Annotated in this window: 20 protein-coding genes and 1 pseudogene; 8 read left to right on the plus strand and 13 right to left on the minus strand. The window is 67.0% G+C overall.

From position 1 onward, the window contains the following. Nucleotides 1-3: 3 nt before the first annotated feature. On the minus strand, nt 4-465 hold the full coding sequence (locus tag GFS60_RS22945) for a pyridoxamine 5'-phosphate oxidase family protein (RefSeq protein ID WP_159924865.1): 462 nt from the start codon (nt 463-465) through the stop codon (nt 4-6). A 61-nt stretch (nt 466-526) separates the two neighbouring features. On the opposite strand from GFS60_RS22945, the gene GFS60_RS22950 reads away from it, so the two are divergent. After that, nucleotides 527-1483: a helix-turn-helix transcriptional regulator gene (locus tag GFS60_RS22950; protein WP_159924867.1), complete on the plus strand. Its 957-nt coding sequence runs from the start codon at nt 527-529 to the stop codon at nt 1481-1483. A 15-nt stretch (nt 1484-1498) separates the two neighbouring features. Here the strand turns inward: GFS60_RS22950 and GFS60_RS22955 are convergent, their stop codons facing one another. From GFS60_RS22955 to GFS60_RS22965, 3 genes are read right to left on the minus strand one after another with little or no spacing between them, the layout of a single operon-like run. After that, nucleotides 1499-2668: a thiolase family protein gene (locus tag GFS60_RS22955; RefSeq protein WP_159924869.1), complete on the minus strand. Its 1170-nt coding sequence runs from the start codon at nt 2666-2668 to the stop codon at nt 1499-1501. A gap of 41 nt (nt 2669-2709) precedes the next feature. Then, complete coding sequence (locus GFS60_RS22960; protein ID WP_159924871.1) at nt 2710-3477, minus strand: thioesterase family protein; 768 nt, start codon at nt 3475-3477, stop codon at nt 2710-2712. Next, a complete protein-coding gene (locus tag GFS60_RS22965; RefSeq protein ID WP_159924873.1) occupies nt 3474-4880 on the minus strand; it encodes an MFS transporter in 1407 nt (468 codons plus the stop codon). Before GFS60_RS22965 ends, GFS60_RS22960 begins: the two co-directional genes overlap by 4 nt. 53 nt (nt 4881-4933) lie before the next feature. On the opposite strand from GFS60_RS22965, the gene GFS60_RS22970 reads away from it, so the two are divergent. After that, nucleotides 4934-5437: a winged helix-turn-helix transcriptional regulator gene (locus GFS60_RS22970; RefSeq protein ID WP_159924875.1), complete on the plus strand. Its 504-nt coding sequence runs from the start codon at nt 4934-4936 to the stop codon at nt 5435-5437. 43 nt (nt 5438-5480) lie between these two features. Here GFS60_RS22970 and GFS60_RS22975 read toward each other — a convergent pair whose 3' ends face one another. Both GFS60_RS22975 and GFS60_RS22980 read right to left on the minus strand, forming a co-directional pair. Then, on the minus strand, nt 5481-6257 hold the full coding sequence (locus tag GFS60_RS22975; RefSeq protein ID WP_159924877.1) for a site-2 protease family protein: 777 nt from the start codon (nt 6255-6257) through the stop codon (nt 5481-5483). Beyond that, entirely contained in the window at nt 6254-6907 is a 654-nt protein-coding gene (locus GFS60_RS22980; protein WP_159927475.1) for a hypothetical protein, read from the minus strand. Before GFS60_RS22980 ends, GFS60_RS22975 begins: the two co-directional genes overlap by 4 nt. Nucleotides 6908-7135: 228 nt before the next feature. Between GFS60_RS22980 and GFS60_RS22985 the strand changes: the two genes are divergently transcribed. Further along, a complete protein-coding gene (locus GFS60_RS22985) occupies nt 7136-8425 on the plus strand; it encodes an adenylosuccinate synthase (RefSeq protein WP_109332728.1) in 1290 nt (429 codons plus the stop codon). 76 nt (nt 8426-8501) lie between these two features. On the opposite strand, the gene GFS60_RS22990 is transcribed toward GFS60_RS22985, so the two are convergent. Next, nucleotides 8502-9095: a methylated-DNA--[protein]-cysteine S-methyltransferase gene (locus GFS60_RS22990; protein ID WP_201453426.1), complete on the minus strand. Its 594-nt coding sequence runs from the start codon at nt 9093-9095 to the stop codon at nt 8502-8504. A gap of 31 nt (nt 9096-9126) precedes the next feature. Between GFS60_RS22990 and GFS60_RS22995 the strand changes: the two genes are divergently transcribed. Further along, nucleotides 9127-10665, plus strand: coding sequence for an alkaline phosphatase D family protein (locus GFS60_RS22995; RefSeq protein ID WP_159924881.1), 1539 nt, complete (start codon nt 9127-9129; stop codon nt 10663-10665). Between the two features lie 291 nt (nt 10666-10956). Next, entirely contained in the window at nt 10957-12441 is a 1485-nt protein-coding gene (gene yczR, locus GFS60_RS23000) for a MocR-like transcription factor YczR (protein ID WP_159924883.1), read from the plus strand. Nucleotides 12442-12484: 43 nt separating this feature from the next. Here yczR and GFS60_RS23005 read toward each other — a convergent pair whose 3' ends face one another. Continuing rightward, nucleotides 12485-13582 (minus strand): CaiB/BaiF CoA transferase family protein, encoded by a 1098-nt coding sequence (locus GFS60_RS23005; protein ID WP_159924885.1) that lies wholly within the window; start codon nt 13580-13582, stop codon nt 12485-12487. A 144-nt stretch (nt 13583-13726) separates the two neighbouring features. Here GFS60_RS23005 and GFS60_RS23010 point away from each other — a divergent pair, with 144 nt between their 5' ends. Beyond that, a complete protein-coding gene (locus tag GFS60_RS23010; RefSeq protein ID WP_159924887.1) occupies nt 13727-14107 on the plus strand; it encodes a VOC family protein in 381 nt (126 codons plus the stop codon). 75 nt (nt 14108-14182) lie between these two features. On the opposite strand, the gene GFS60_RS23015 is transcribed toward GFS60_RS23010, so the two are convergent. The 4 genes from GFS60_RS23015 to GFS60_RS23030 all read right to left on the minus strand — a co-directional run bounded on the left by GFS60_RS23015 (nt 14183) and on the right by GFS60_RS23030 (nt 19788). Next, nucleotides 14183-15094: an SDR family oxidoreductase gene (locus tag GFS60_RS23015; protein WP_159924889.1), complete on the minus strand. Its 912-nt coding sequence runs from the start codon at nt 15092-15094 to the stop codon at nt 14183-14185. Nucleotides 15095-15245: 151 nt separating this feature from the next. Then, the gene (locus tag GFS60_RS23020; protein ID WP_159924891.1) at nt 15246-16715 is read right to left on the minus strand and encodes a carboxylesterase/lipase family protein; all 1470 of its coding nucleotides are present in this window, start codon (nt 16713-16715) and stop codon (nt 15246-15248) included. Continuing rightward, a complete protein-coding gene (locus GFS60_RS23025) occupies nt 16712-18289 on the minus strand; it encodes a carboxylesterase/lipase family protein (protein WP_159924893.1) in 1578 nt (525 codons plus the stop codon). Before GFS60_RS23025 ends, GFS60_RS23020 begins: the two co-directional genes overlap by 4 nt. Before the next feature lie 65 nt (nt 18290-18354). Beyond that, on the minus strand, nt 18355-19788 hold the full coding sequence (locus GFS60_RS23030) for a dihydrolipoyl dehydrogenase family protein (RefSeq protein WP_159924895.1): 1434 nt from the start codon (nt 19786-19788) through the stop codon (nt 18355-18357). Nucleotides 19789-19873: 85 nt separating this feature from the next. Between GFS60_RS23030 and GFS60_RS23035 the strand changes: the two are divergent. Both GFS60_RS23035 and GFS60_RS23040 read left to right on the plus strand, forming a co-directional pair. Further along, nucleotides 19874-20625, plus strand: a pseudogene (locus GFS60_RS23035) (SDR family oxidoreductase). A 45-nt stretch (nt 20626-20670) separates the two neighbouring features. Further along, on the plus strand, nt 20671-22020 hold the full coding sequence (locus GFS60_RS23040; protein WP_159924897.1) for an NAD(P)/FAD-dependent oxidoreductase: 1350 nt from the start codon (nt 20671-20673) through the stop codon (nt 22018-22020). 19 nt (nt 22021-22039) lie between these two features. On the opposite strand, the gene GFS60_RS23045 is transcribed toward GFS60_RS23040, so the two are convergent. Further along, nucleotides 22040-23299: a hypothetical protein gene (locus GFS60_RS23045; RefSeq protein ID WP_159924899.1), complete on the minus strand. Its 1260-nt coding sequence runs from the start codon at nt 23297-23299 to the stop codon at nt 22040-22042. Between the last annotated feature and the right edge of the window lie 19 nt (nt 23300-23318).

Raw genomic sequence — 23318 nt, forward strand, 5'->3', positions numbered from 1 at the left:
CCGCTATTTGGTGAAGCGGGTGACGCCCCGACCCGGCTTCCACAGGTCGACGTAGAGGTGTTCGCCGTCGACGGTGGTGAGTACCACCTCGTCGACGGAGAGTTCGAAGACGTCTGCCTCGCCGATCTCGTCGGGATAGTGGTCGACGATCTGCTGTTTCCTCTCGCCGACTATCTCCTCGGCGCGGCCGCTGATCTTCGCGTCGCCGCCCTCCATGGTGTGGTGCCCGGGGTTGCTGTGAAGCGCGAATCGTGGATCGCGCCGCAGGTCGAGCACCTTCCGTGCTGCCACCATCGAACCGAGCAGCAGCGTGCCCTCGTAGAACTCGACTTCGGTGCCGCTGACTCGGGGTGAGCCGTCTTTGCGGACGGTCGCGAGAACGTGGTGTTTGTGTGCCTCGAAGCGGGCGATCACGGCTTTGGCGAGGTCGGGCGCTTCGGTCTCGAACTGTGTCCAGTGCGTCATGTACGTCAGTGTGCGCGCCTATCCCTGACACCTTCTGTCAGTCATTCTCTAGACTCGGGCAATGCGTTCGAGTCGGCTCGTCGAACTGATGCTGCGGCTGGAGGGCAGCCGCGGCGTCACGGCGCGGCAGCTGGCCGAGGAGCTGGGTGTCTCGGTGCGCACGGTGTACCGGGATGTCACGGCGCTGTCCGCGGCGGGCGTGCCCGTCTGGACCGAAAGTGGTCCCGGCGGGGGTATTCGGTTGCTCGACGGATGGCAGTCGAAACTCGGTGGGATGACGGGGGCGGAGACGTCGGCGCTGATGCTGCTGGGTGTGCCTTCGCTCGCCGACGACCTCGGTTTGCGTGAGGTGACCGCGGCGGCGCAGTCGAAGTTGCTGCACGCGTTGCCTGTTCCGCTGCGTGCAGGTGCACAGTTGTGGCGTGATCGTCTGTACGTCGACGTGCCGGGATGGTTCACGCCACCCCGCGACAACGAGCACCTGCCCGACGTCGCCACCGCGGTGCTGGAGGGGCGGCGCCTGCGCATCGACTACAGAAAAGGTGCCGACGTGGTGACGCGGACGCTCGATCCACTCGGTCTGGTGGCCAAGGCGGGTGTCTGGTACCTGGTTGCGAAGCATCGCAGCAGGATTTTGTCGTACCGGGTGTCCCGGGTCAGTGACGCCACGGTCCTCACGGAGCCGGCACTGCGGCCGGAACAGTTCGATCTCGGTGCGTGGTGGTCGGCCTCCGTCGCGGAATTCGATCGTGCGATGCTCCGGTTCCCGTGCCGGGTGCGCCTGTCACCGCGGTCGTGGCGTCAGTTGCCCCGGATCGTGGGTGTGGAGGCTGCGCGTGTCGAGGCGGGACCTCCCGACGAGGACGGTTGGGTGGCCGTCGACCTGGTGCTCGAGGCCGAGGACGTGGCTCTCGATCAGTTGACCGCGCTGGGTGCAGGGGTCGAGGTGCTCGCACCTGCGTCGCTGCGGGCGGCGTTGCGCGACACCGGTGAGGCGATGATGAACCGCCACCGGTGACGCGCAGCCACACCTCTACCCGAGGCTCTCGATCAGCGTCGCGTTGGCGAGCCCGCCGGCCTCGCACATGGTCTGCAGACCGTATCGCGCGCCGCGCTGCTCCATGGCGTTCACCAGCGTGGTCATGATGCGCGCCCCGCTGGCACCGAGCGGATGACCGAGTGCGATCGCGCCGCCGTGCACGTTTACCCGATCGAGGTCGGCGCCGGTCTCGGCCGCCCATGCGAGGACCACCGATGAAAACGCCTCGTTGACCTCGAACAGATCGACGTCGGAGATGTCGAGCCCGCTGCGCGCCAGCACTTTACGCGTGGCCGGGATGACCGCGGTGAGCATCATCAGCGGGTCGTCACCGGCGACGGCGAAACTGTGCAGTCGGGCCAGAGGTGTCAATCCGAGTCGGCCCGCGATCTCCGACGTCGTGATCATCAGGGCAGCGCTCCCGTCCGAGAGTGGACTGCTGTTGCCCGCGGTGATCGACCAGTCGATCTCCGGAAATCGCGTCGCATAGTGCTCGCTGTGGAAGGCGGGACGCAGACCGGCCAGGACATCGAGTGTCGTATCCGGACGGATCCCTTCGTCGACACCGAGTTCGGGTAGGACGGCGAGTTCCTTCGCGAAGTTCCCCGCGCTCGCTGCCGTCGCGGCCTTCTGATGACTGCGTAACGCGAACTCGTCCAATTGCTGTCGGGACAGTTCCCAACGGGCGGCGATGAGTTCGGCGCTGATGCCCTGGGGAACGAGGCCGTCGGGGTAACGGCGCTCGAATCCCAGACCCAGCGACTCCCGGCCGACCACGTTCGAGCCCATCGGAACCCGGCCCATCGACTCGACACCGGCCGCGACCACGATGTCGTAGGCCCCGGACAGCACGCCTTGCGCGGCGAAGTGGACTGCCTGCTGACTGCTGCCGCACTGCCGGTCGACCGTGGTGCCCGGCACGGACTCGGGATACCCGGCGGCGAGAAGTGCGGTGCGGGTGAGGTTTTGCCCCTGATCGCCCACTTGCGTCACGGTGCCGCCGATGACGTCGTCGATGAGTGCGGGATCGATCCCCGTGCGCTCGACGAGGGTCGACAGACTGTGTGCGAGGAGATCGACGGGGTGCACATCGTGGAGGGCCCCCGAGGGTTTGCCCTTGCCGATCGGTGTGCGGACGGCCTCGACGATGACGGCGTCTCTCATGGGAGTTCCCTTTCTCTGTGCTGCTGAGCTGTGGTTGGCGATCAGGGGGTGAGGATTCTGCGGAGCTGACGCGCCTGACCCGCGAGGTGTCCTGTAGCGGTGCGCAGTTCGGTCTCGTCGACGCACGAGTCTTCGGTGGCCCAAACCGTGCGGTGGCGCAGGTGGTACCACCCCTCCCGTGAGTACTTGTTAACAGCGGGCTGTTGATAAGTACTCACAGGGAAGTGGGCACTGAACTCGACGGTGGGGATGGCTACCGGCGCGTCGAGTACGGCGAACAACCCCGGCGGCAACGCGTCGAGTAATACCGCCGCGCGTTCCGAAGGGCTGAAATCGATCGATGAGAGCAGACGAATCCACACCTCGAATTCAGGGTCGGCGCCGCCGGCGAAGGGGCGTGCCGAGTTGATCGGGCGGATGTCGAGGTACTGGGCGAACGGCATGTAGTCGGCCGGAATCACCAGGGGTGTGAGGACTTCCGGATCTTCGTCGCCGAGGTCGGGCGCACTGGGAGGCCACGTGATGGCGCTGGGGGTGCGGGTGAGGCGGATCAGTGCACCGGCGGAACCTGGCATCGATACGCGGACACTCGGTGTTCGCCCGCCGTGCACGACCTCGACCTGATGGTCCACCGGGCCCGGGTCGACGGGCCGGGTGAAGTGGGCCGAGACGGTGACCGGTGTCGCTGCCGTCTCGGCCTCGGCCGCGTGCAGCATCGATGCGACGACGAGTCCGCCGTGCATACCGCCGAAACCACGCCAGGTGGAGTCGAATTCGGTGGGGAAAGCAAGTGCGGTCAGCGGGGTCATGCCGGTACCTTTACGGTGAGTGGGTTCTGGGAATTCATGCCGATGGATGTGGCCGCCGCACCGACGCCGACTGCCGCGATCACCCACCAGGCGACGAGGAATGCAGAGTGGGTGTCGTCGTAGCCCACGGTGGTGCCGAGGACCGCCACGAGCACGCTGACCCCGATCACGGTGCCGATCTGCCGATTCATGTTGACGATCGCACTGCCGGTCGCCGACCGGGATTGCGGAAGCCCGGCAGTGGCGGACGAGAGAATGGTGGGGAGTGCGAGACCGACGCCTACTCCGCCGATCAGCAAACCCGGAAGGAATTCGGTGACGTAGTGCGGCTCCGCCCCTACCGACCCCAGGATCAGTAGCGTGCCCGCCGCCCACAGCAGACTTCCGGCAGCGGCAATGGTGCCGGGGGAGAAGCGCCGGGCGAGGAGCTGGCCGGCGATCGCGAAGAGCGGCACGAGGATCGGTCCGGGAGCGATGGCGAGTCCCGTCCTGATCGCCGAGTACTCCCACACGTTCTGTAGCCAGAGGATGTTCGACAGCAGTCCCGCCGCGAACGCTGCGCTGAACACCAGGGCGGTCGCGTTGGACCACGCAAACGTGCGCACCTTCAGCAGGGCCGGTTCGATGAGGGGTGCCCGGTGACGGCTGTTGCTCCACCAGAACAGGGCAAGGCAGGCGGCGGCGAGGGTGAAAGCGAGCGTGATCCGGGGGTCCCCCCATCCCCATTCCGGCCCCTGGACCATCCCGAGCGACAGTGCGCCGATCCCGAGAATCAGCAGGGCCGCCCCCATGAGGTCGAGTTCGGTGTCGGTGGCGGTGGGGCGGACGTCGGGCACGACACGGGTCGCGGCGATCAGGAGTGCGATTCCGATCGGAATGTTGATGAGGAACGCCCAGCGCCAGGAGGCCTCGACGAGGATTCCGCCGACGACGGGGCCGAACGCGGCGGCTGCCGCACCAGAGGCCGCCCACATGCGGACTGCGCCGGCGCGTCGTTCCGCGGGGACGGTTCCGACCAGCAATCCGAGGCTTGCGGGGGTCAGGGCCGCGGCGCCGACAGCCTGCAGCAGGCGGAAGACAACGAGAAACCACAGGGAGGGGCTGAGCGCGCAGGCTGCACTCGCAGCCGTGAACAGCCCCAGTCCCAGCATGAATCCGCGCCGGTGACCGATGCGATCCGCCCACCGGCCGAGTGGAACCAGTAGTGCCGCATAGACGATCGCATAGCCGTTGAGTACCCAGCTCAGGTCGCCGAGGGAGTAACCGGGGTAGCTGGCGGCGATGTCGCCGAGGGCGATGTTCACGACGAAGAGATCGAGGCTCGCGACGAAGGGGGCGCCACACAGGACGAGAAGGAGAGGACGCAGACGGATATCCCCTCGCACCTGACTGCTGAATACCATAGCCAGCAATGTACACCTGGCTTTGCTTTTTGCAAGTCAGCTATCATGGTGGCATGAATGCGGCACGACTGGACGGCTTCCTCGGCGATCGCGACACCTGGCGGGCCACGCACTGCTCGATCGGAAAGGCGATGGATGTAGTGGGCACGCGTTCGGCCATTCTCATCCTCCGCGAGGCCTATTACGGGACCACGCGGTTCGACGACTTCGTCCAGCGTGTGGGGGTCACCGAGGCGGTGGCGGCGGCGCGCCTGCGGGAACTCACCGCAGAAGGTTTGTTCGAGCGGCAGCCCTACAAGGAACCCGGACAACGGACCCGTTTCGAATACGTGCTGACAGAGAAGGGGCGCGACCTCCTGCCTGCCGTGCTGGCACTCATGCAGTGGGGTGACAAGTACCTGCAGGGAAAACGCGGCGCGCCGATCGGACTGCGGGACGACGCGACGGGTCAACCCGTCCGCGTCGAGGTGCGCAGTCCCGCCCGCGAGGTGCCGTTGACCGAATTGCGGTTGACGCCCAACTTCACCGAGGAGCAGGCTCGCCGCTCCCTGCCGTGAGTGCTTGTCAACAGCCCACTGTTAAGAAGTACTCACGGGGGACTCACGAAAGCCAGAAACGCATCAGGTAGTTGCCGTACTGCGCGTAGATCGCCGGCACACCCGACAGCTCGAACAGCCAGTAGATTCCGTCGAAGAACACGGTATTGATCGACGGCACGAAGAGCAGGGCCACGAGGACGAGCAGTCCGTAGGGCTTGTACTGATCGACGGACCGGCGGGTCCGCGGCGGCAGGAAGGGCTCGAGTGCGGCGTAGCCGTCGAGGCCCGGAACGGGGAGCAGGTTGAGTACCGTCGCCATCACCTGCAGAAAAGCCACGAAACTTAGGCCCGTCCAGAACACCCGATGATCACCGCCCAGGCCCCACCCGTGAATCACGGTCAGCAGGACCACTGCCGACACGAGGTTCACGGCCGGCCCCGCGAGCGACACCTTCGCCTGGACCTTCGGCGGGAACAACCCCGTCCGCAGGTAGACGGCGCCGCCCGGTAGCCCGATTCCGCCGAGGGCGATGAACAGCACCGGAAGGCCTATCGACAGCAAGGGGTGGCTGTACTTGAGCGGGTTCAGCGTGAGGTATCCGCGCACCGCCACATCGGTGTCGCCGTGCCGCCACGCCGTGTACGCGTGCGCGAACTCGTGGAGGCACAGCGTCACCACCCAGCCGGCCACCACGAGGAGGAAGACCCCGACGTGGCCGACGACGGACTCGGCCCGGGCGCCCCACGCGAGTACTCCACCGGCGACGGCGGTGGCGACGACGAGGAGGAAGACCGGGCTGGGCCGGACGGCGGTGGACCGCGTTCTGGGCAGGTTCATCGAACGAGTAACCACTCGCGGTCGTGACGGTAGAACGTCGACCGTTTCACCGCGCGCGGATTGGGCACGTCGTCACGGGTCAGCGCGGCGGCCGGCGACCCGAGTTGGACCGCGCGCCCCTCGATCCATCGACGCGGCAACCAGCGCCGCCGGGGATCGATCGAGGCCCGCAGCCCGGGCATCCGTGGAGTGGGGGTGACGTGCATGTTGGTGGCGGTACCGGAGAACAGTCGGGTGTCGTCGACGTACGCCTCGCCGACCAACGGTTCACCGCCGGGCGCCGTCACGGTGGCGAGCCCGACCAGCGCGATGCCCGCGTCGTCGCGGATGAGAGGCACCGGCTTGGCCGTTCCTTTCAGAGCCGTGCGGGCGGCCCGTGCTCCCGCGGACAGGTGGTAGGCGTCGGTTGCCGGTGAGCTGTGTTCGGAGACGTAGGCGAGCTCGATATGTAACCGGTCGGTCCGCATCAGCCGGGTCAAGGTCGCGGCCAGTGCGGCGTCGCTACCGACCACGATGAGCCGCGGATGCGTGACAACCTGGAGTTTGGAGAAGACCTCGTCGAAGTCGTCCTTGTCCGGCACGGTGGGGGCGCTCGACGCCGAGATCGACCCCAGGGGCAGGGGAAGCGGCACGTCACCGCATATGAGCACAACGGGGGTCAACGCCACTCCTCGCCCGGATATGTCCCGCTACGGCTGCCGCAGCTTTCCATCCGGCCATCCTAGTTGTATGCCCGACACCGGCCCCGAAGCCACTCCGGTCGTACTGTGGGGTCTGTTCTCTGTGCGCTCGGCTAGACTGTTCCCCCGGCCACTGCCTACGAACGGCAGAACCACGCAGTCGGATACGACTGTACGTCGACCGTAGGAGACAACGTCATGCCGGCAATCGTCCTGATCGGCGCCCAGTGGGGCGATGAGGGCAAGGGCAAAGCGACCGATCTATTGGGCGGACGCCTGCAGTGGGTGGTGCGCTACCAGGGCGGAAACAACGCCGGACACACCGTCGTTCTTCCGAACGGCGACAAGTTCGCGCTGCATCTGATCCCGTCGGGCATCCTCACGCCGGGCGTCACCAACGTCATCGGCAACGGTGTCGTGGTGGATCCGGGAGTGCTGCTCACCGAACTCGCCGGACTCGACGAGCGGGGCGTCGACACCAGCAAGCTGCTGCTCTCGGCTGACGCGCACCTGATCATGCCGTACCACGTGGCCATCGACAAGGTCACCGAACGTTTCCTGGGCGCCAAGAAGATCGGCACCACGGGCCGCGGCATCGGGCCCTGCTACCAGGACAAGATCGCCCGTGTCGGCGTCCGGGTGCAGGACGTGCTCGACGAGAAGATCCTCACCCAGAAGGTGGAGGCGGCACTGGAATTCAAGAACCAGGTGCTCGCCAAGATCTACAACCGCAAGGCGCTCGACCCGCAGCAGGTGGTCGACGAGGTGCTCGAACAGGCCAACGGATTCAAGCACCGCATCGCCGACACCCGGTTGCAGCTCAACGAGGCTCTCGAGCGTGGCGAAACTGTTCTGCTGGAGGGGTCGCAGGGAACTCTCCTCGACGTGGACCACGGGACGTACCCGTACGTGACTTCGTCCAACCCGACATCCGGTGGCGCGGCAGTCGGTTCGGGCATCGGACCCACCAAGATCACCACGGTGCTGGGCATCCTCAAGGCGTACACCACGCGAGTCGGCTCCGGTCCGTTCCCGACCGAGCTGTTCGACGAGCACGGTGAATACCTCGCCAAGACGGGTGGTGAGGTGGGTGTCACCACCGGTCGCGCCCGCCGCACCGGCTGGTTCGACGCCGTGATCGCCCGCTACGCAACTCGCGTCAACGGCATCACCGACTACTTCCTCACCAAGCTTGACGTGCTCAGCAGCCTCGACACCATCCCCATCTGCGTCGCCTACGACATCGACGGTGTACGGCACGAGGAAATGCCGATGTCGCAGACGGATGTTCACCACGCCACCCCCATTTACGAAGAGATGCCCGGATGGTGGGAAGACATCTCGCACGCACGCACCTTCGAGGAACTGCCGAAGAATGCGCAGAACTATGTGCTGCGTCTCGAAGAGCTGTCCGGCGCCTACATCTCGTGCATCGGTGTCGGCCCCGGCCGTGACGAGACCATCGTGCGCCGCGACGTGGTCCGCTGACCAGTCGCACTGAACGGTGACGCTGAACGGCTGTGACGTCGAACGGCTGTGACGTCGGTCCGGCCCGTGCGGTTGCTCAGAACAGGACGGGGTCGTCGAATCCGGGTGCGTGTTCGAGGGCGAGTAGTTCGCGTTTGGTGAGGGTGCCGCTGCCCGCGGAGAATCCGCCGACCTTGTTTCCGGCGGCGAGCACGCGGTGGCAGGGGACGACGATCGGCAAGGGGTTGCGTCCGAGTGCCTGGCCGACGGCCTGCGCGGCGCCGGGTTTGCCGAGTGCTGCAGCCACTTCCCCGTAGGTGAGGGTGTCGCCCGGGTCGATGGCCCGGGCGATCTCGTATACGTGGCAATCGAACTCGGGGACTCCCTCGAAGTCGAGGTCGATCCAGCGCAGGTCGTCGAGTGCGCCGCCGAGGTGTTCCCGAATGGCGTCCAACGCCTGCTGTACCGGTGTGGGCGGTGAGTGCTCCACCGCACCCGGGAAGCAGCGCTCGACGCGGGCCCGTGTCGCCTCGGGTGAACCCTCCGACAGTTGCACACCGACGATCCCGGCGGCCCGCCAGGCAATGGCGCACGTGCCGAGTGCTGTGTCGAACAGGCAGAATCCTGTGGTCACCAACCCAGTATGCGCCCCACATCCGACGTTTACCGTCTGTTGGCCACGGTTGGACATCCTCGAGGATCCACCACCGAGGAGATGTCCCGTGCACCTGTCGCGCCGTACCCTGCTCCGCGCCACCGCTCTCGGAGTACTCGCTGTTCCCGCCGCCGGGTGTTCCGGCTCGGCCGGTTCGAGTCCCACCCTCCTACGCCCCCGGCCCGCGCTGACCCATGGAGTTGCCGCCGGCGATGTGCGCGCCGACGGCGCAGTGATCTGGGCGAGGTCCGACCGGCCGGCGACGATGATCGTCGAGACGGCGGCCACCGAGTCGTTCACCGACCCGGTCCGATTCGATGGTGGACTGCTCACCCCGGACACGGACGGCACCGGACGGTTGCGTGTGACCGGACTACCCGCCGGGCAGCAGGTGCACTACCGGGTGACCCTCGAAGGTGACGACGGCGCCTCCTCGGAGGCGGTGACGGGTGTCTTCCGCACCGCACCGAGTACCGCGGGCGACATCCGGCTGCAGTGGTCCGGAGACACGGTGGGTCAGGGTTACGGAATCAACCCCGACCTCGGCGGTATGCGGATATTCGAAACGATGGCCGCACGCGACCCGCATCTGTTCCTCCACTCCGGTGACGTCGTCTACGCCGACGGACCCCTGCAGGAGTCGGTTGCGCTGCCGGACGGCCGTATCTGGCGGAACACGGTGACCGAGGCCAAGAGTGCGCTCGCGCAGACATTGGACCAGTACCGCGGTCAGTACGCCTACAACCTCAGCGACCAGCACTACAGAACCTTCAATTCCTCTGTCGCGCAGATTGTTCAGTGGGACGACCACGAAACGGTCAACAACTGGTATCCCGGCGAACTCCTCAGCGCCGAGGCCTACTCGGAGAAGAGCGTCGACGTTCTGGCGCAGCGGGCATTCCAGGCGTTCCACGAGTGGCTTCCGATCGAGCCCACCGAGGCGGTCGACGGGCGCGTGTACCGCAAGATCGGCTACGGACCTCTTCTCGACGTCTTCGTGCTCGACATGCGCACCTACAAGGATGCGAACGGTGTCAATACCGGTCCGGCCGGACAGATCCTCGGCGCAGCACAGAAGGACTGGCTGATTCGCGAACTCGGTGCGTCGACGGCGACCTGGAAGATCATCGCCAACGACCTTCCGCTCGGGGTGGTGGTACCGGACGGCGACACCGCGTTCGAGGGCATCGCCAACCGGGATCCGGGACCACCGTCGGGCCGTGAATCCGAGATCGCGCAGGTACTGTCCGCGATCAAGGCGGGCGGCGTCACGGGAACGGTCTGGCTCACCGCGGACGTGCACTACACCGCCGCGCACCGGTACTCGCCGGACCGTGCCGCGTACAAGGATTTCGACGAGTTCTGGGAGTTCGTGTCGGGCCCGCTCAACGCCGGTGGTTTCGGCCCCAACGACCTCGATCCGACGTTCGGTCCCGAGGCTGTGTTCGTCCACGCACCCCCTGCCCCGAATTCCTCACCCCTCGACGGATACCAGCATTTCGGGGAGGTCTTCATCGACGGGGAGACGTCCGAGTTGCGGGTCGACCTGCTCGACGCGGCCGGGACGGTGCTGTTCAGTCAGGTGCTGGCGCCTCCTGCTCTGTGACATCGCGGGAATCCGCAAGGCTCCCTGAACTACCGTCGGTGCTCATCGGGCGAGCGGTCCAGTCGGCAGATTCTGGACTGCTCGGTGGATCGGCGAATATGCCACCGAGAGGTGCGCCCAGGCGAAACTGCTCCACGCGAAACAGGCCTTCACCTCCTTCTTTGGGGCCGTATCGGGCGACGGCCGCGGCCAGGAGGATGATGCAGGCGAGGGTGAGGAGTGTCGTCATGGGGTCAACTCTGCGCCCGACTGGCTTGGGATCGAATAGCCACAGGGCCGATACTGGACTGCATGATGACCCGTGTGCTCGGTGCGCGTTCGCTGGCGAGGGACCTCGGCAACTGGCAGGACGACAGCACCCGTCGTTCGGCGGTCCGCCCGGCATACCGGGCGCTCGCCGACAGCATCCGGCTGCTCGTGCACGACGGCCGCGTCCCCCTGGGTGTGGCACTTCCCAGCGAACGCGAACTGGCGTCGGTGCTGGAACTGAGTCGCACGACGATCACGTCGTCGTATTCGGTGCTGCGCGACGAGGGGTACCTGATCAGCCGTCAGGGATCGCGGAGCACGGTGGCGTTGCCCCCCGGATCCCGCCAGAACGGCCTCATGTTCCGCGCGCATCAGCCCGGTCCGGAGGGTGCGATGATCGATCTCAGTTATGCGGCGATGGCAGCGCCGGGAGAGGCGGTCGAGAATGCGTACTCCTCTGCCTTGCAGTCTCTTCCGCAGTTCCTTCCGACGCACGGCATGGAACCGGTGGGCATCGGCGCCTTGCGCGACGTGATCGCCGCCCGCTATCGGGCCCGCGGACTGGACACTACACCCGAACAGATCATGGTCACCTCGGGCGCGCAGCACGCCCTGCGACTGCTGCTGAACGTGCTGACAGCGCCGGGGGAGCGGGTGCTGGTGGACCATCCCACCTATCCCAATGCGCTGGAGGCGATCCGGAGAGTGGGGGCGCGGCCGGTGCCCGTTCCCGTCCGTCCCGAGGGAGGCGGTTCCGCGGCCTGGGACCTCGACGGAATCCGAAGCGCCGCACGGCAGACCGCGGCGCGAATGGCGTATCTGATTCCCGACTTCCACAACCCCACCGGTCTGTGCCTCGACGGACCCGGTAGAGCGGAACTCGCGAAGATCGCCCGTGAGACGCGGATGACGCTGATCGTCGACGAGACAATGGTCGACCTGTGGCTCGACGAGCCGTCGCCGGGGCCGGTCGCCGCGTACGGCCGGGGAACGACGAAAACGGAAGTGGTGACTATCGGGTCGACGGCCAAGTCGTTCTGGGGCGGGCTGCGGGTCGGGTGGATACGGGCTGATCCGTCGTTGATCTCACGTCTCGTCGGCGCCCGCGCAGCGGTCGACCTGGGCACACCGGTGATGGACCAGCTCGCGGCCGCACACCTGCTCACCGACGACGACGCGGTGCTCACCCGCAGGCGTGACGAGCTGCGCGAGCAGCGCAGTGCCATGCTCGACGCCCTGGCCGATCGACTTCCCGACTGGGTCCCGACCATAGGCTCCGGCGGCATGTCGCTGTGGCTGCGGCTTCCGGCTCCGGTGTCGACCGCGCTGGCCGCGACGGCGCCCCACTTCGGCGTGCTGCTCGCCGCTGGACCACGGTTCGGCGTGGAGGGCGCCTTCGAGCGATTCATCCGACTGCCGTACGCCCGGACACCCGATCAATTGCGACGCGGCGTCGACGGCATCGCCGCCGCGTACGCCACCCTGGCCGTCGGACCGGAGCTGGCCGAACCGTCCCTGGTCGTCTGAGAGGGAGTGGCAGAGGACGTGGAAACGTACTCTGCCACTGCGCTCAGGTCCAGACGGTGTCGATGTCGACGCCTTCGCGTGCCGGCGGGGTGGGGACGCCGGCGGGGGTGCGGGAGAAGCGGGGGGCCGGGGCGTGCTGGGTGACGCCGTCGAGTTCGATCAGTGAGCCGCGGGCGGCGATGTGTTCATTGGACGGCGCCTCCGAGAAGGTGAGGACCGGGGACACGCACGCGTCGGTGCCGAGGAAGATCGCGGCCCACTCGTCGCGGGTCTTCGACAGGAATTTCTCGGCGAAGACCTTCTTCATCTGCGGCCACGCGGACACGTCCATCTGGTGCGGCAGGTCGGCGGCGTCGAGTTCGAGTCCGTGCAGCAACAGGGCGTAGAACTGCGGCTCGATCGATCCCACGGCCATGTACTTGCCGTCGGCCGTCTCGTAGGTGTCATAGAACGGCGCGCCGGTGTCGAGGAGGTTGACGCCCCGCTCGTCCGACCAGACACCGCGGCCACGGAAAGCCCACATCATGTGCGACAGCGCCAGGGCGCCGTCCACCATCGCGGTATCGACCACCTGACCCTTGCCGGAGGTCTGGCGTTCCACCAGCGCGGACAGGATGCCGAAGATGAGGAACATGGAGCCGCCGCCGAAGTCGCCGACCATGTTCAGCGGGGGAACCGGGCGCTCACCCTTACGCCCGATGGCGTGGAGGACACCCGTGAGGGAGATGTAGTTGATGTCGTGGCCGGCGGCATTGGCCAGCGGGCCTTCCTGTCCCCAGCCGGTCATCCGGCCGTAGACCAACCGCGGGTTGCGCTCGAGGCAGACGTCGGGGCCCAGGCCCATGCGTTCGGTGACGCCGGGGCGGAAGCCCTCGATGACGACGTCGGCGCGCTCGATCAGCTCCAGCACCTTCTCGACCTGCGCGGGATCTTTGAGGTTGGCTTCGACAACGCGACGTCCGCGCTGAATCTGGTCGTAGGGTCCGTCCTGCGGGATCACGCCGGGGCGCTGCACGCAGACGACGTCCGCACCGAGATCGGCGAGCAGGGTGGCCGCGTGGGGGCCGGGTCCCAGACCTGCGAATTCGACAATGCGAATGCCCGCGAGCGGGCCCTTCTTCTCTGTAACGGGAGCAGACACTCGAGTTCCTCATTCCGATGCGGGACAACCTGTCGAATCGACGTTAACTTGTCGGGTGTGGGAGTTGTGCCGCGGGTCACGACACGGCCGTCGTGTAACTCCGCTCCCTTGCCCCGCGGTGGGTGGGCGGCGCAAAGTTGATGCATGAGTTTTCCGGGTGAGCTCGTCAGTTTCGTTCCCAGCACCGACCTCGACGTCTCCCAGATGTTCTACGTGGACACCCTCGGGCTCGAGCTCGACTCCCGCGACGAATTTGCGCTCGCCCTGAACTGCAACGGGTCACTGCTAAGGGTCACGCTGGTCCAGTCGCGTGCCGACACCGGATACACGGTGCTGGGATGGAAGGTCCCCGATCTCGACGGTGTGGTCGACTCATTCCGGACCAAAGGGATCTCGTTCACCGAGTATCCCGGCATGGACCAGGACGAGCACGCCGCCTGGACCGCGCCGGACGGCATCCGCGTGGCATGGTTCCGGGACCCGCACGGGAACGTCCTGTCGTTGTTCGAGTACCCGAACCCGTGAGTACCCGAACCCGTGAGTACCCGAACCCGTGAGTACCCGAACCCGTGAGTACCCGAACCTGTGAGTACCCGGACCTCAGGCGTCGAGGTCGGCGCCGCCACGTCCGGCCACCTGCGCCTCGGTGGCATCCCACAACCTGGCCGCGAGTTCGGGGTTCCGTGCATCCTTGCTCGGCTGAACTACCTTGCAGGCCTTGACGTAGGCGCCGGTGAACTTGCCCGCCTCGGCGGCCGTGGCGGTCCACACGATCGTCTTCGCGCCCTTCTCGACATCGGCCATGAACGGAGTGAGCAGGGTTCCGATCACCTGGTAGCCGAACGGAAGGTCGCGGCCGAGGGTGGTGCCCTTGACGAAGCCTGGTTCCGCGCAGTTCACCACCAGCCGTGCCGGGTCGAAGCGCCGCGCCAATTCCCGACTGAACAGGGTGAGTGCGAGCTTGGAATTGTTATATACGCGTTGGCCGCGGAACTTGCCGTTCGAGGCCTGCAGGTCGTCGAAGTCGAGGTGCCCACCGCGATGCCCCGACGAGCTGACGTTGACGATGCGCGCGGGGTGGCGGAAGCCGGCGGCATCCGTGGTGGCGGCCTGCGCCATGGCGTCGGCCAGGGCGGTGCCGAGTACGAACGGCGCGAGGTAGTTCACCGCGAAGGTCGACTCGATGCCGTCCGGGGTGAGGCGACGCTCTCCCACATCGATCCCCGCATTGTTGATCAACACGTCGATGCGGAGGAATCGATGCCGGAGTTCCTCGGCCAGATTCCGCACCTGGACCAGGGAGGACAGGTCGGCCGTTGCCGAACTCAACCGGCCAGGGTCGTATGCCGACGACAACTCGGCGATCGTCTCGTCGACCTTCGCCCGGTCGCGGCCGACCAGCACGACCGTCGCACCGCGGGCCGCCAACTGACGGCACGTCTCCGCGCCCAGTCCGGACGTGGCGCCGGTGACCACCGTGGTGAGTCCTGCGAGATCGTCGTGTTCGATCATGTTCACCTCCGGTACCGCGGAGAACAGGCGTGCGAGTGTGCGGGTGTTTCAGAGTAGGGCACACCGCAGGGCCTGCGAGGGTGAAACCGCAGGGCCTGCGGGGGTGAAACCGCAGGCCCTGCGGTGCTCGCGACAACGTTCCGGGAGTGGACTAGCGCCGGTGTTCGTAGCCGAGCCAGGCGCGACGACGCTCGCCGAGCGGATCGTTCTCGACCCGACTTCTCTCGTCGATGATGAGGGTTTCCCTGTTCTCCCGCGAGTAGGTGGGCCAGCCGGGCGCCGGCGTGCCGTGCCGTGCGAAATGCAGCCAATGCGACTGCACCGTGTCGGTGACGGTGCGTAGCGCTTTCCACCCTCCGAGTGCGGTGAGTGCCCGCGCCCAGGGCCCGGTCAGCCCGAACACCGCGTACATCTCCGTGGCGTGCGTGGCACCGAGCCCGGCGAGGCGGAGGAGGCGGGGAGCGAAGTCGTATCGGTAACTGTAGGTGGGGGCTACGGCGGCATGACCCTCTGCGCAGAGTAGGGATGGTTCCCAGAACGTGACGTCACCGCCGAGGTCCGCGGCAGCACGCCGACCGGGATAGCCGGGGTACGCGGAGATCGCCCGCTTTTTCACGGACTCGTCCACATGCGAGAACATTTTTTCGATGCGGGTGGCGTCGGTGGGCAGAATATCGAGGAACCGCGGGAACACCCGGCCCTCGTACTGGTTGGTGCCGATGATCAAGGGAACCGGGTGACCGGAACCGGAGGCGAAGGTATCGAGCGGGTGAGCGGGAAGCAGGAAGCCGTCTACTACCGGTGCGAACACTCGTGTTCCGGGCTCCTCGTCGGCGCCCCGATCCGCCAAAGTGGTTCCCACTTCGACGAAGTCGGAGGCCGTCGCGGTCTGCAGCCAGGTCGCGGCCTCGGAAAGGGGCACTCCCGCGATCTCGACGAATTCGCGTGCCCACCGTGCCGCCCGCTCGGGATGGTATGCCGACGCCGCCGGCGGACTCTGTGCGATGGCCTTGCTGAACAGTCCTTTCGCGGCGGGTGTGCCCATCAGGGTGGTGACGGCGTTGGCGCCGGCCGACTCACCGAAGATCGTGACATTGTCGGGGTCGCCACCGAACTCGGTGATGTTGCGTTGCACCCACTCGAGCGCAGCCATTTGATCGCGGAGGCCGAGATTCGAGTCGAAAGGCCGCTCCGGCGTGGAGAATTGGCTGAAATCGACGTATCCCAGGGCGCCGAGCCGGTAGTTGATGGACACATAGACGATGTCGCCGCGCCGTACCAGCGAGTGGCCACCGTACAGCGAGGACGAAGAGCTTCCCCCCGAATACGCGCCTCCGTGGATGAACACCATCACCGGGCGCGGCGTCGCGGACGGCTCCGCGGGAGCCACCACGTTGAGAGTCAGGCAGTCTTCGTCGCACGGCCCGCTACCTTGGGGCGCGCTTGCCCCATAGTGGAAGGCTCGTCGGACATCCGACCACGGCTGGGCCGGTTGCGGGGCACGTAACCGTAACGGGCCCACCGGGGGAGCCGCGTACGGGATTCCGCGCCAGGTGATCAGGTCGTCGAGTCGACGCCCTCCGACGGCGCCGCTCTCGGTGTGGACTTCGAGTGGACTCACAGGCCCTGCCCGTAGTAGCCCTCGTACCCTTCCCACGCCAGTCGACGTTCCCTGCGCGGATCGTCCTGGACTGTGGTGACGGTGTCGAACACGAGCGTTGCCCTCCGATCGGTGTCGTATCTCGGCCACGCAGCCGAAGGTGTTCCGTACGTGGCGAACTGCAACCAGTTCCTTTGCACCGTATCGGTCACGTCTTTCAAGCCGCGTCGGCCCCCCGCCAACGTGAGCGCGCGACCGAAACGAGTGTCGGCGACACCGAAGACGGCGAGTAATTCGAATCCGTGGGTGGCGTCGAGTCCGAGCCATGTCATGATCCGCGGAGCGAAGTCGAACCGATAACTGTACGTCGGTGCGTAGGCGCAATGCGCCTGGGCCAGTTCCACCGACGGCTTCCAGAACGTCAGGTCACCACCGAGGTCCACCGCGGCGTCGGGGGCTGGATAGCCCGGATAGGCTGCGGTGACGCGGGCTTGTGCCGCCGGGTCGGTGAGCTCGAACATCCGGCCGATCCGCGCTGGGTCGGTGGGCAGGGCGTCCAAGACCTTCGGGAACAGTGTGCCCTCACGGCTGTTGGTGCCGATGATCAGCGGGACACGGTGCGCGGAGCCGTCGGAGAACGCGTCGAGCGGTGGCTGCGGAAGAAAGTCCCCGTCGATCACAGGACCGAACGGGTGAAGCCCGGGAGTTTCCACCAGAACCTTGGCACCCAACCGGTTTCCCGCTCGACCGAGCGCTCCGACGGGTGAGGTACTCAAGGCCTCGGCCGCGTTCTCCGGTTCGGCGCCCAGGAGTTTCACGTAGTCGGCGGCCCACCCGGCGGCCCGCTCGGCCGTCGTGACGAGACCGGGCGCCGAGCTCTCGGCGATCGCACGAGCGAACAGGCCGCGAGCGGAAGGTGTGGTCATCAACGTGGTGACGGCGTTTCCGCCCGCGGACTCACCGAACAGGGTGACATTGTCGGGGTCGCCACCGAATCCGGCGATGTTGCGTTGCACCCACTCGAGTGCCGTCACCTGGTCGCGGAGCCCGAGGTTGGAATCGAATGGCCGCTCGGGGGTGGAGAACTGGGTGAAATCGAGGTAGCCGAGCGAACCGAGCCTGTAGTTGATCGACACGTAGACGATATCGCCCCGGCGTACCAGTGACTGACCGCCGTACAGTGCGGTCGCGGACATGCCCAGTGTGTATGCGCCGCCGTGGACGAACACCATCACCGGGCGGGGCTTGCCGGAGGTGCCGGGCCTGGCCAGAACATTGAGGGTCAGACAGTTCTCACTGCTCGGCTGGTACTTGCCCGGCCGCAGCACCGTGAACTTCTTGTGCTGCACTGCCGCGTCCCCGAACTCGGTGGCATCGAGTTCCCCGCTCCACGGGGTGACCGGCTGGGGCGCCCGCAGTCGCAGCGGACCTACCGGCGGGGCAGCATAGGGAATCCCGCGCCAGGCCACGAGGTCGTCGAGCCGTCGGCCGCGCACCATCCCGTCGGTCGTCTTCACCACTGTGTCGGTCGCTGCCCTGTCGGTCGCTGCCCTGTCGGTCGCGACTGTGCCTGTCGTGCGAATGTCGGACGCCATGTCGGCGACTATACGTAGACCTCCTGAGAAACCGATTTGAACGGCGTTCTCGCAGCCGGGACCGCTCAGCGCCGTGCCTCGAGCAGCCGCAGCCACACCTCGCTCACCGTCGGGTAGGACGGCACCGCATGCCACAGGGCGTCCAGCGGCACCCTTCCCACGACGGCGACCGTCGCGGCATGCACCAGTTCTGCGACGTCCGTGCCGGCGAAAGTCGCACCTAACAGGGTGTCGGTGCCTCGGTCGACGACAAGTTTCGCGTGGCCGCCGAAATCGTCGCGAGAGAGGGACGAGCCCGCGACGGCGATGTCGACTTCCACCGTCTCGACGTCCACGCCTGCGTCGCGGGCCTCCTTCTCGGTGATCCCCACAGCAGCGACCTCGGGGTCCGAGAACACCACCTGGGGAACCTGACCGTGATCGGCGGACGCACTGTAGCGGGAACCGTCGAGCGGTCTTCCCTCCGCACGCGCCGCGATCACGTCACCACAGACCCGCGCCTGATATTTGCCCATGTGAGTGAGCAATGCCCGCCCGTTGACGTCGCCGACGGCGTACAACCATCCGTCCGGTGTCGTCATGTGGTCGTCGGTGGGAAGGTAACCGCGCGCGTCGAGCAGTCGCGGGTCGACCCCCAACCCCGAAGTCGCAGGGGTGCGGCCGGTCGCGACCACGATTTCGTCGACCTCGAACGGGTCCTGCCCGGCCACGTCGAGCGTGGCGGGGCCGCCGTGGATCCGGCCGACACCGGTGTCCTGCGCATCGCGCCGCTCCACACCGCGGAGGTCGGCGCCGAAGAGGAGTCGGGCGCCCTTCTTTTCGAGTCCCTCGGCCACCAGCTTCCCGGCGAACGGCTCGTTCTTCGCGAGTAGCCCTCGGCCTCGCACCACCATGGTGAGTTCCTCGACACCGAGGTCGAGCAGCCACGACGCGCTCTCGCAGGCTACGACGCCGCCGCCGATCACCGCGACCCGGCGCGGAACCTCCCGCAGATTGGTGGCATCCCGCGAGGCCCACGGCAAGGCTGCGCGGAGCCCGGGTGTGTCCGGAATTGTTGCCGTGGTTCCCGTCGCCACGACGACGGCGTGCCGGGCGTGGATACGGCGGGAGCCGCCCACCGTCACCGTCCGCTCGCCGGTCAGGCACGCCGAGCCGCGGATCACCTCGATTCCCTGCGCATCGGCCCACATCACCTGCGACGAGTCGTCGTGGTTGTTGGTGAACGAGTCCCGCCGGGCGAGTACGGCCTGCGGATCGAGGGCTCCGGCGGATACACCGGCCATGTTGCGTGCAGCCCCCAGGACCTCGCCGGGACGCAACAACGCCTTGCTCGGCATACAGGCCCAGTACGAACACTCGCCGCCGACGAGTTCGTGCTCGATCAGTGCGGCGGTGCGCTCGCTGCCCGCGATGGCATAGCTCGCCGCGTTCTCACCCGCGGGGCCGCCTCCGATCACGATGACGTCGTACTCTTCCGCGTCGTCCACCGAGTCAGTCATGTCTGTCACGGTAGGCCGATCGAGGGTCGGCTGTCAGAACTTCGAGCACGCCTGCGGTGAGTGTGCCCGCAAGTATCGTGACCGGATGATGCGCAACAAGATCTTGATCACCGGAGCCAGCTCGGGCCTGGGCGAGGAAATGGCCCGCCGATTCGCCGCCCAGGGGCGAGACCTCGCGCTCTGCGCGCGGCGCGGTGCCCGCCTCGAAGCCTTACGCGACGAACTGACGTCAGCGCATCCCGGAGTGACCGTTGCGATCCGCGCACTCGACGTCACCGATCACGAAGCGGTGGTACGCGTCTTCGGGGAGTTACGCGACGAGCTGGGTGGTCTCGACCGGGTGATTGTCAACGCCGGACTCGGCAAGGGGCCAGGATCGGGACGGGCCGTGCCGACGCCAATCTCGCCACCGCCCGCACCAACTTCGTCGGCGCGCTGTCGCAGTGCGAGGCCGCCCTCCAGATATTTCGGGAACAAAATTTCGGTCATCTCGTGCTCGTGTCGTCGATCAGTGCCGATCGCGGTCTGCCCGGTCCGAAGGCGGCCTATTCGGCCAGCAAGGCCGGCGTCTCCGCGCTCGGGGAGGCGTTGACGGCAGAACTGGTGAAGAGTCCCATCGCGGTGACCACACTGTTGCCCGGATACATCGCTACCGAGATGTCGGGCAAGGCCGGTGACAGCGACTCGATGACCGCAAGCCTGGACGAGGGCGTCACCGCGATGGTCGACGCGATCGACAAGGAATCCCGCCGGGTGGCGTTGCCCGGCACCAAGTGGAAAGCAATCGACGTGGCGCTGAGGTTCTTTCCGCATGCATGGACATCACGGTTCGTGTAGGACTGAGCTGTGCCGGCCAGTGACGACGAGCGTGAGGTGTCCACAGTGACGACAACCCAGGAATCTTCGTCTCTCGGCTTGCAGCGCTCGCGGCCGCGCGTGGTGATCGTCGGCGGCGGATTCGGTGGCGTGTACGCCGCCAAGCGGTTCCGGGGTGTGGACGTCGACGTCACTCTGCTCGATCGGGGAACCAGCCACGTCTTCCAACCGCTGCTGTATCAGTGCGCCACGGGGCTCCTTTCCGAAGGGGAAATCACCACACCGTTGCGGCACCTGCTCCGCGGCTACAGCAACATTCACGTCGCCCTCGGGGAAGCGCAGTCGATCGACACCGACGAAAAGGTCTTGACGGCAAGCAGATTCGACGGCTCCACCTTCGATGTTCCCTATGACTACTTGATCGTCGCTGCCGGGATGCGCCAGGCATATCACGGTCACGACGAGTACATCCAGTGGGCGCCCGGCATGAAGACTCTCGACGACGCCCTCGCGATCCGGCGAAAGCTCATCTCGGCCTTCGAAATGGCCGAGTCGCTTCCCACCCCCGAAGAGCGGAAGCCGTGGCTGACCTTCGCCGTCGCCGGCGGTGGGCCCACCGGGGTCGAGCTGGCCGGGCAGATCAGGGAACTCGCGCTGCGGGCCCTCGCTCACGAATTCCAGTCCATCGATCCCGGTGAGGCGCGGGTACTGCTCCTGCACGGCGGCGACCGGGTGTTGCCGTCGTTCAACCGCAAGCTGTCGGCGGCAGCGCAGGCCACACTCGACAAGATCGGTGTCGAAACACATCTGGGCGTGCATGTGACGGATGTGTCGGCGACGAGCGTCGAGACGACGTCCAAGGACGGGGCGAAGACCAAGAACCGGTTCGACGCGCGGACCATCCTGTGGACGGCCGGCGTCGAGGCGGTCCCGTTCGCCTCCGTACTCGCACAGGCGCTCGGCGTGAAGCAGGCCTCGGGTGGTCGCATCGAGGTGAATCCCGACCTCAGCGTGCCAGGTCACCCCAACGTCTGGGTGGTCGGCGACATGATGGCGCTGAAAGAACTTCCCGGTGTGGCCGAGGTGGCGATGCAGGGTGGCAGGCACGCCGCCGGGTGCATTGCCCGCACCGTCGAGCGTGGCTCACCCGACCGGAAACCGTTCAAGTACCGCGATCTCGGCAGCGCGGCGTACATCGCCCGCAGGCACGCGCTCGTTCAGGCGGGACCTATCCAGATGTCCGGGGCCGTCGGGTGGGTGTCGTGGGGCGTCATCCACATCGCCTTCCTCGCGGGCTACCGCAACAGGTTCGGCACGTTGCTGAACTGGGCGGCCACGCTCGCGTCGGGGGCGCGGCGGGAGCGGGCCATCACCTACGGCGATCCGCAGTCGGCGCGTCAGCCCTACGACGCCTGACCGTCGACTTTCCGGGACGTCACCAGCCGTGGGCCCGGAGTTCGTGCCGGCGCAGCACGTCCTCGGCACGTTCACGGAGAGCGGTGTGGCTTCGGACATCGAGTGATTCCAGGGCGAGGGTGTAGCGCCCGTCGAACCTGCTCAGGTAAGCCGACATCCTCGTGCGGCTGGAGACGATGCCGGGGTGCACGGCCCGTGTGGCGATACCCGTTGTGCGGTGTCCACCCAGGACACCGAGTGCGTCGGGAAGCGGCCCGATGTTCGAGCACAGAACGTCCCGTTCACCGGGGTTGCCTGTCAGCGCGTGGGCGAGCCGGTCGGGGATCAGTTGCAGCATTTCTTCCGGGAAACCTGCCGGGCTCGTCATCGGTGTCGAGGTGAACGCCGCACGACTCGACGCACGGACGTCGGCGACGGTGTCGCCCGGTGCCACCGCCACCTCGACCATTGCGACCGAGTTCGCGGCCTCGGTGGTGTCGCCGCGGCCGCGCACATCCATCGGCACGCTGATCGTCAGAGGCGCCGACTCGTCGTCGCGGCGGGCGATCTCGGCGACCACCGACAGGAACAGGCTGTTCGCCGTCCCGCCGGACTCCTCGGCGGCGATATCCCAGGCGCCCGCGTCCACGTCTACCACCGCGGAAGCGGCCCTACGGTGGAACACCTCGGGGCGCGCCGTGCTGTCGGCGCGTACGAAGTCGCGCAGCTCGGTGCGGCGGTCGGAATCGATCAGCAGGCCGGCAACTGCGCGCACCGTTCCTTCGGTGACCCGTCGGGTCAGAAGGGCCGCGTCCCAGACGTCATCGATCGGTCCACGGTGACGCGGCGCAGCGGAGGGCGGCGTGCCCTGCAACGCGTCCGCGATGGCGGCGGTCAGGCCCCTCGCATCCGCGAGCACGTGTGAACACACCAGCGACAGCACTGTGCCGCTGCCGTCGAGTCGCCCGCAGGCCAGCCGCCACCCGGGACCCCGTTCGGGGTCGACCGGCAAGGCGGCCTGCTCGTCGGCCCATTCCAGCAACGCCGCGGCAGGGACGGTGGCGTACTCGACGGGGAATGCTTCCGAGCTGGGTGCGAACCGTGGTCGGGCACCAGGGACCCGCGAGCGGATCACCCGTCTGCCCAGCGGACCGCGTGACAGCAGGACGCGGAGAGACTCCAGGATTTCCTCGTCGATCCGGCCGTCGGTGCGCCACAGACCCTGCATCACGATCGGCGTTCCCCACCCCCGATGGGTGCGGAGAAACATCTCGTCGACAACGCTCAACCGGGCGCTCACCTGCCGGAGTCTACGACCG

Source organism: Rhodococcus sp. WAY2, from assembly GCF_009859915.1.
In the GTDB taxonomy this organism is placed as follows: Bacteria; Actinomycetota; Actinomycetes; order Mycobacteriales; family Mycobacteriaceae; genus Rhodococcus_F; species Rhodococcus_F oxybenzonivorans.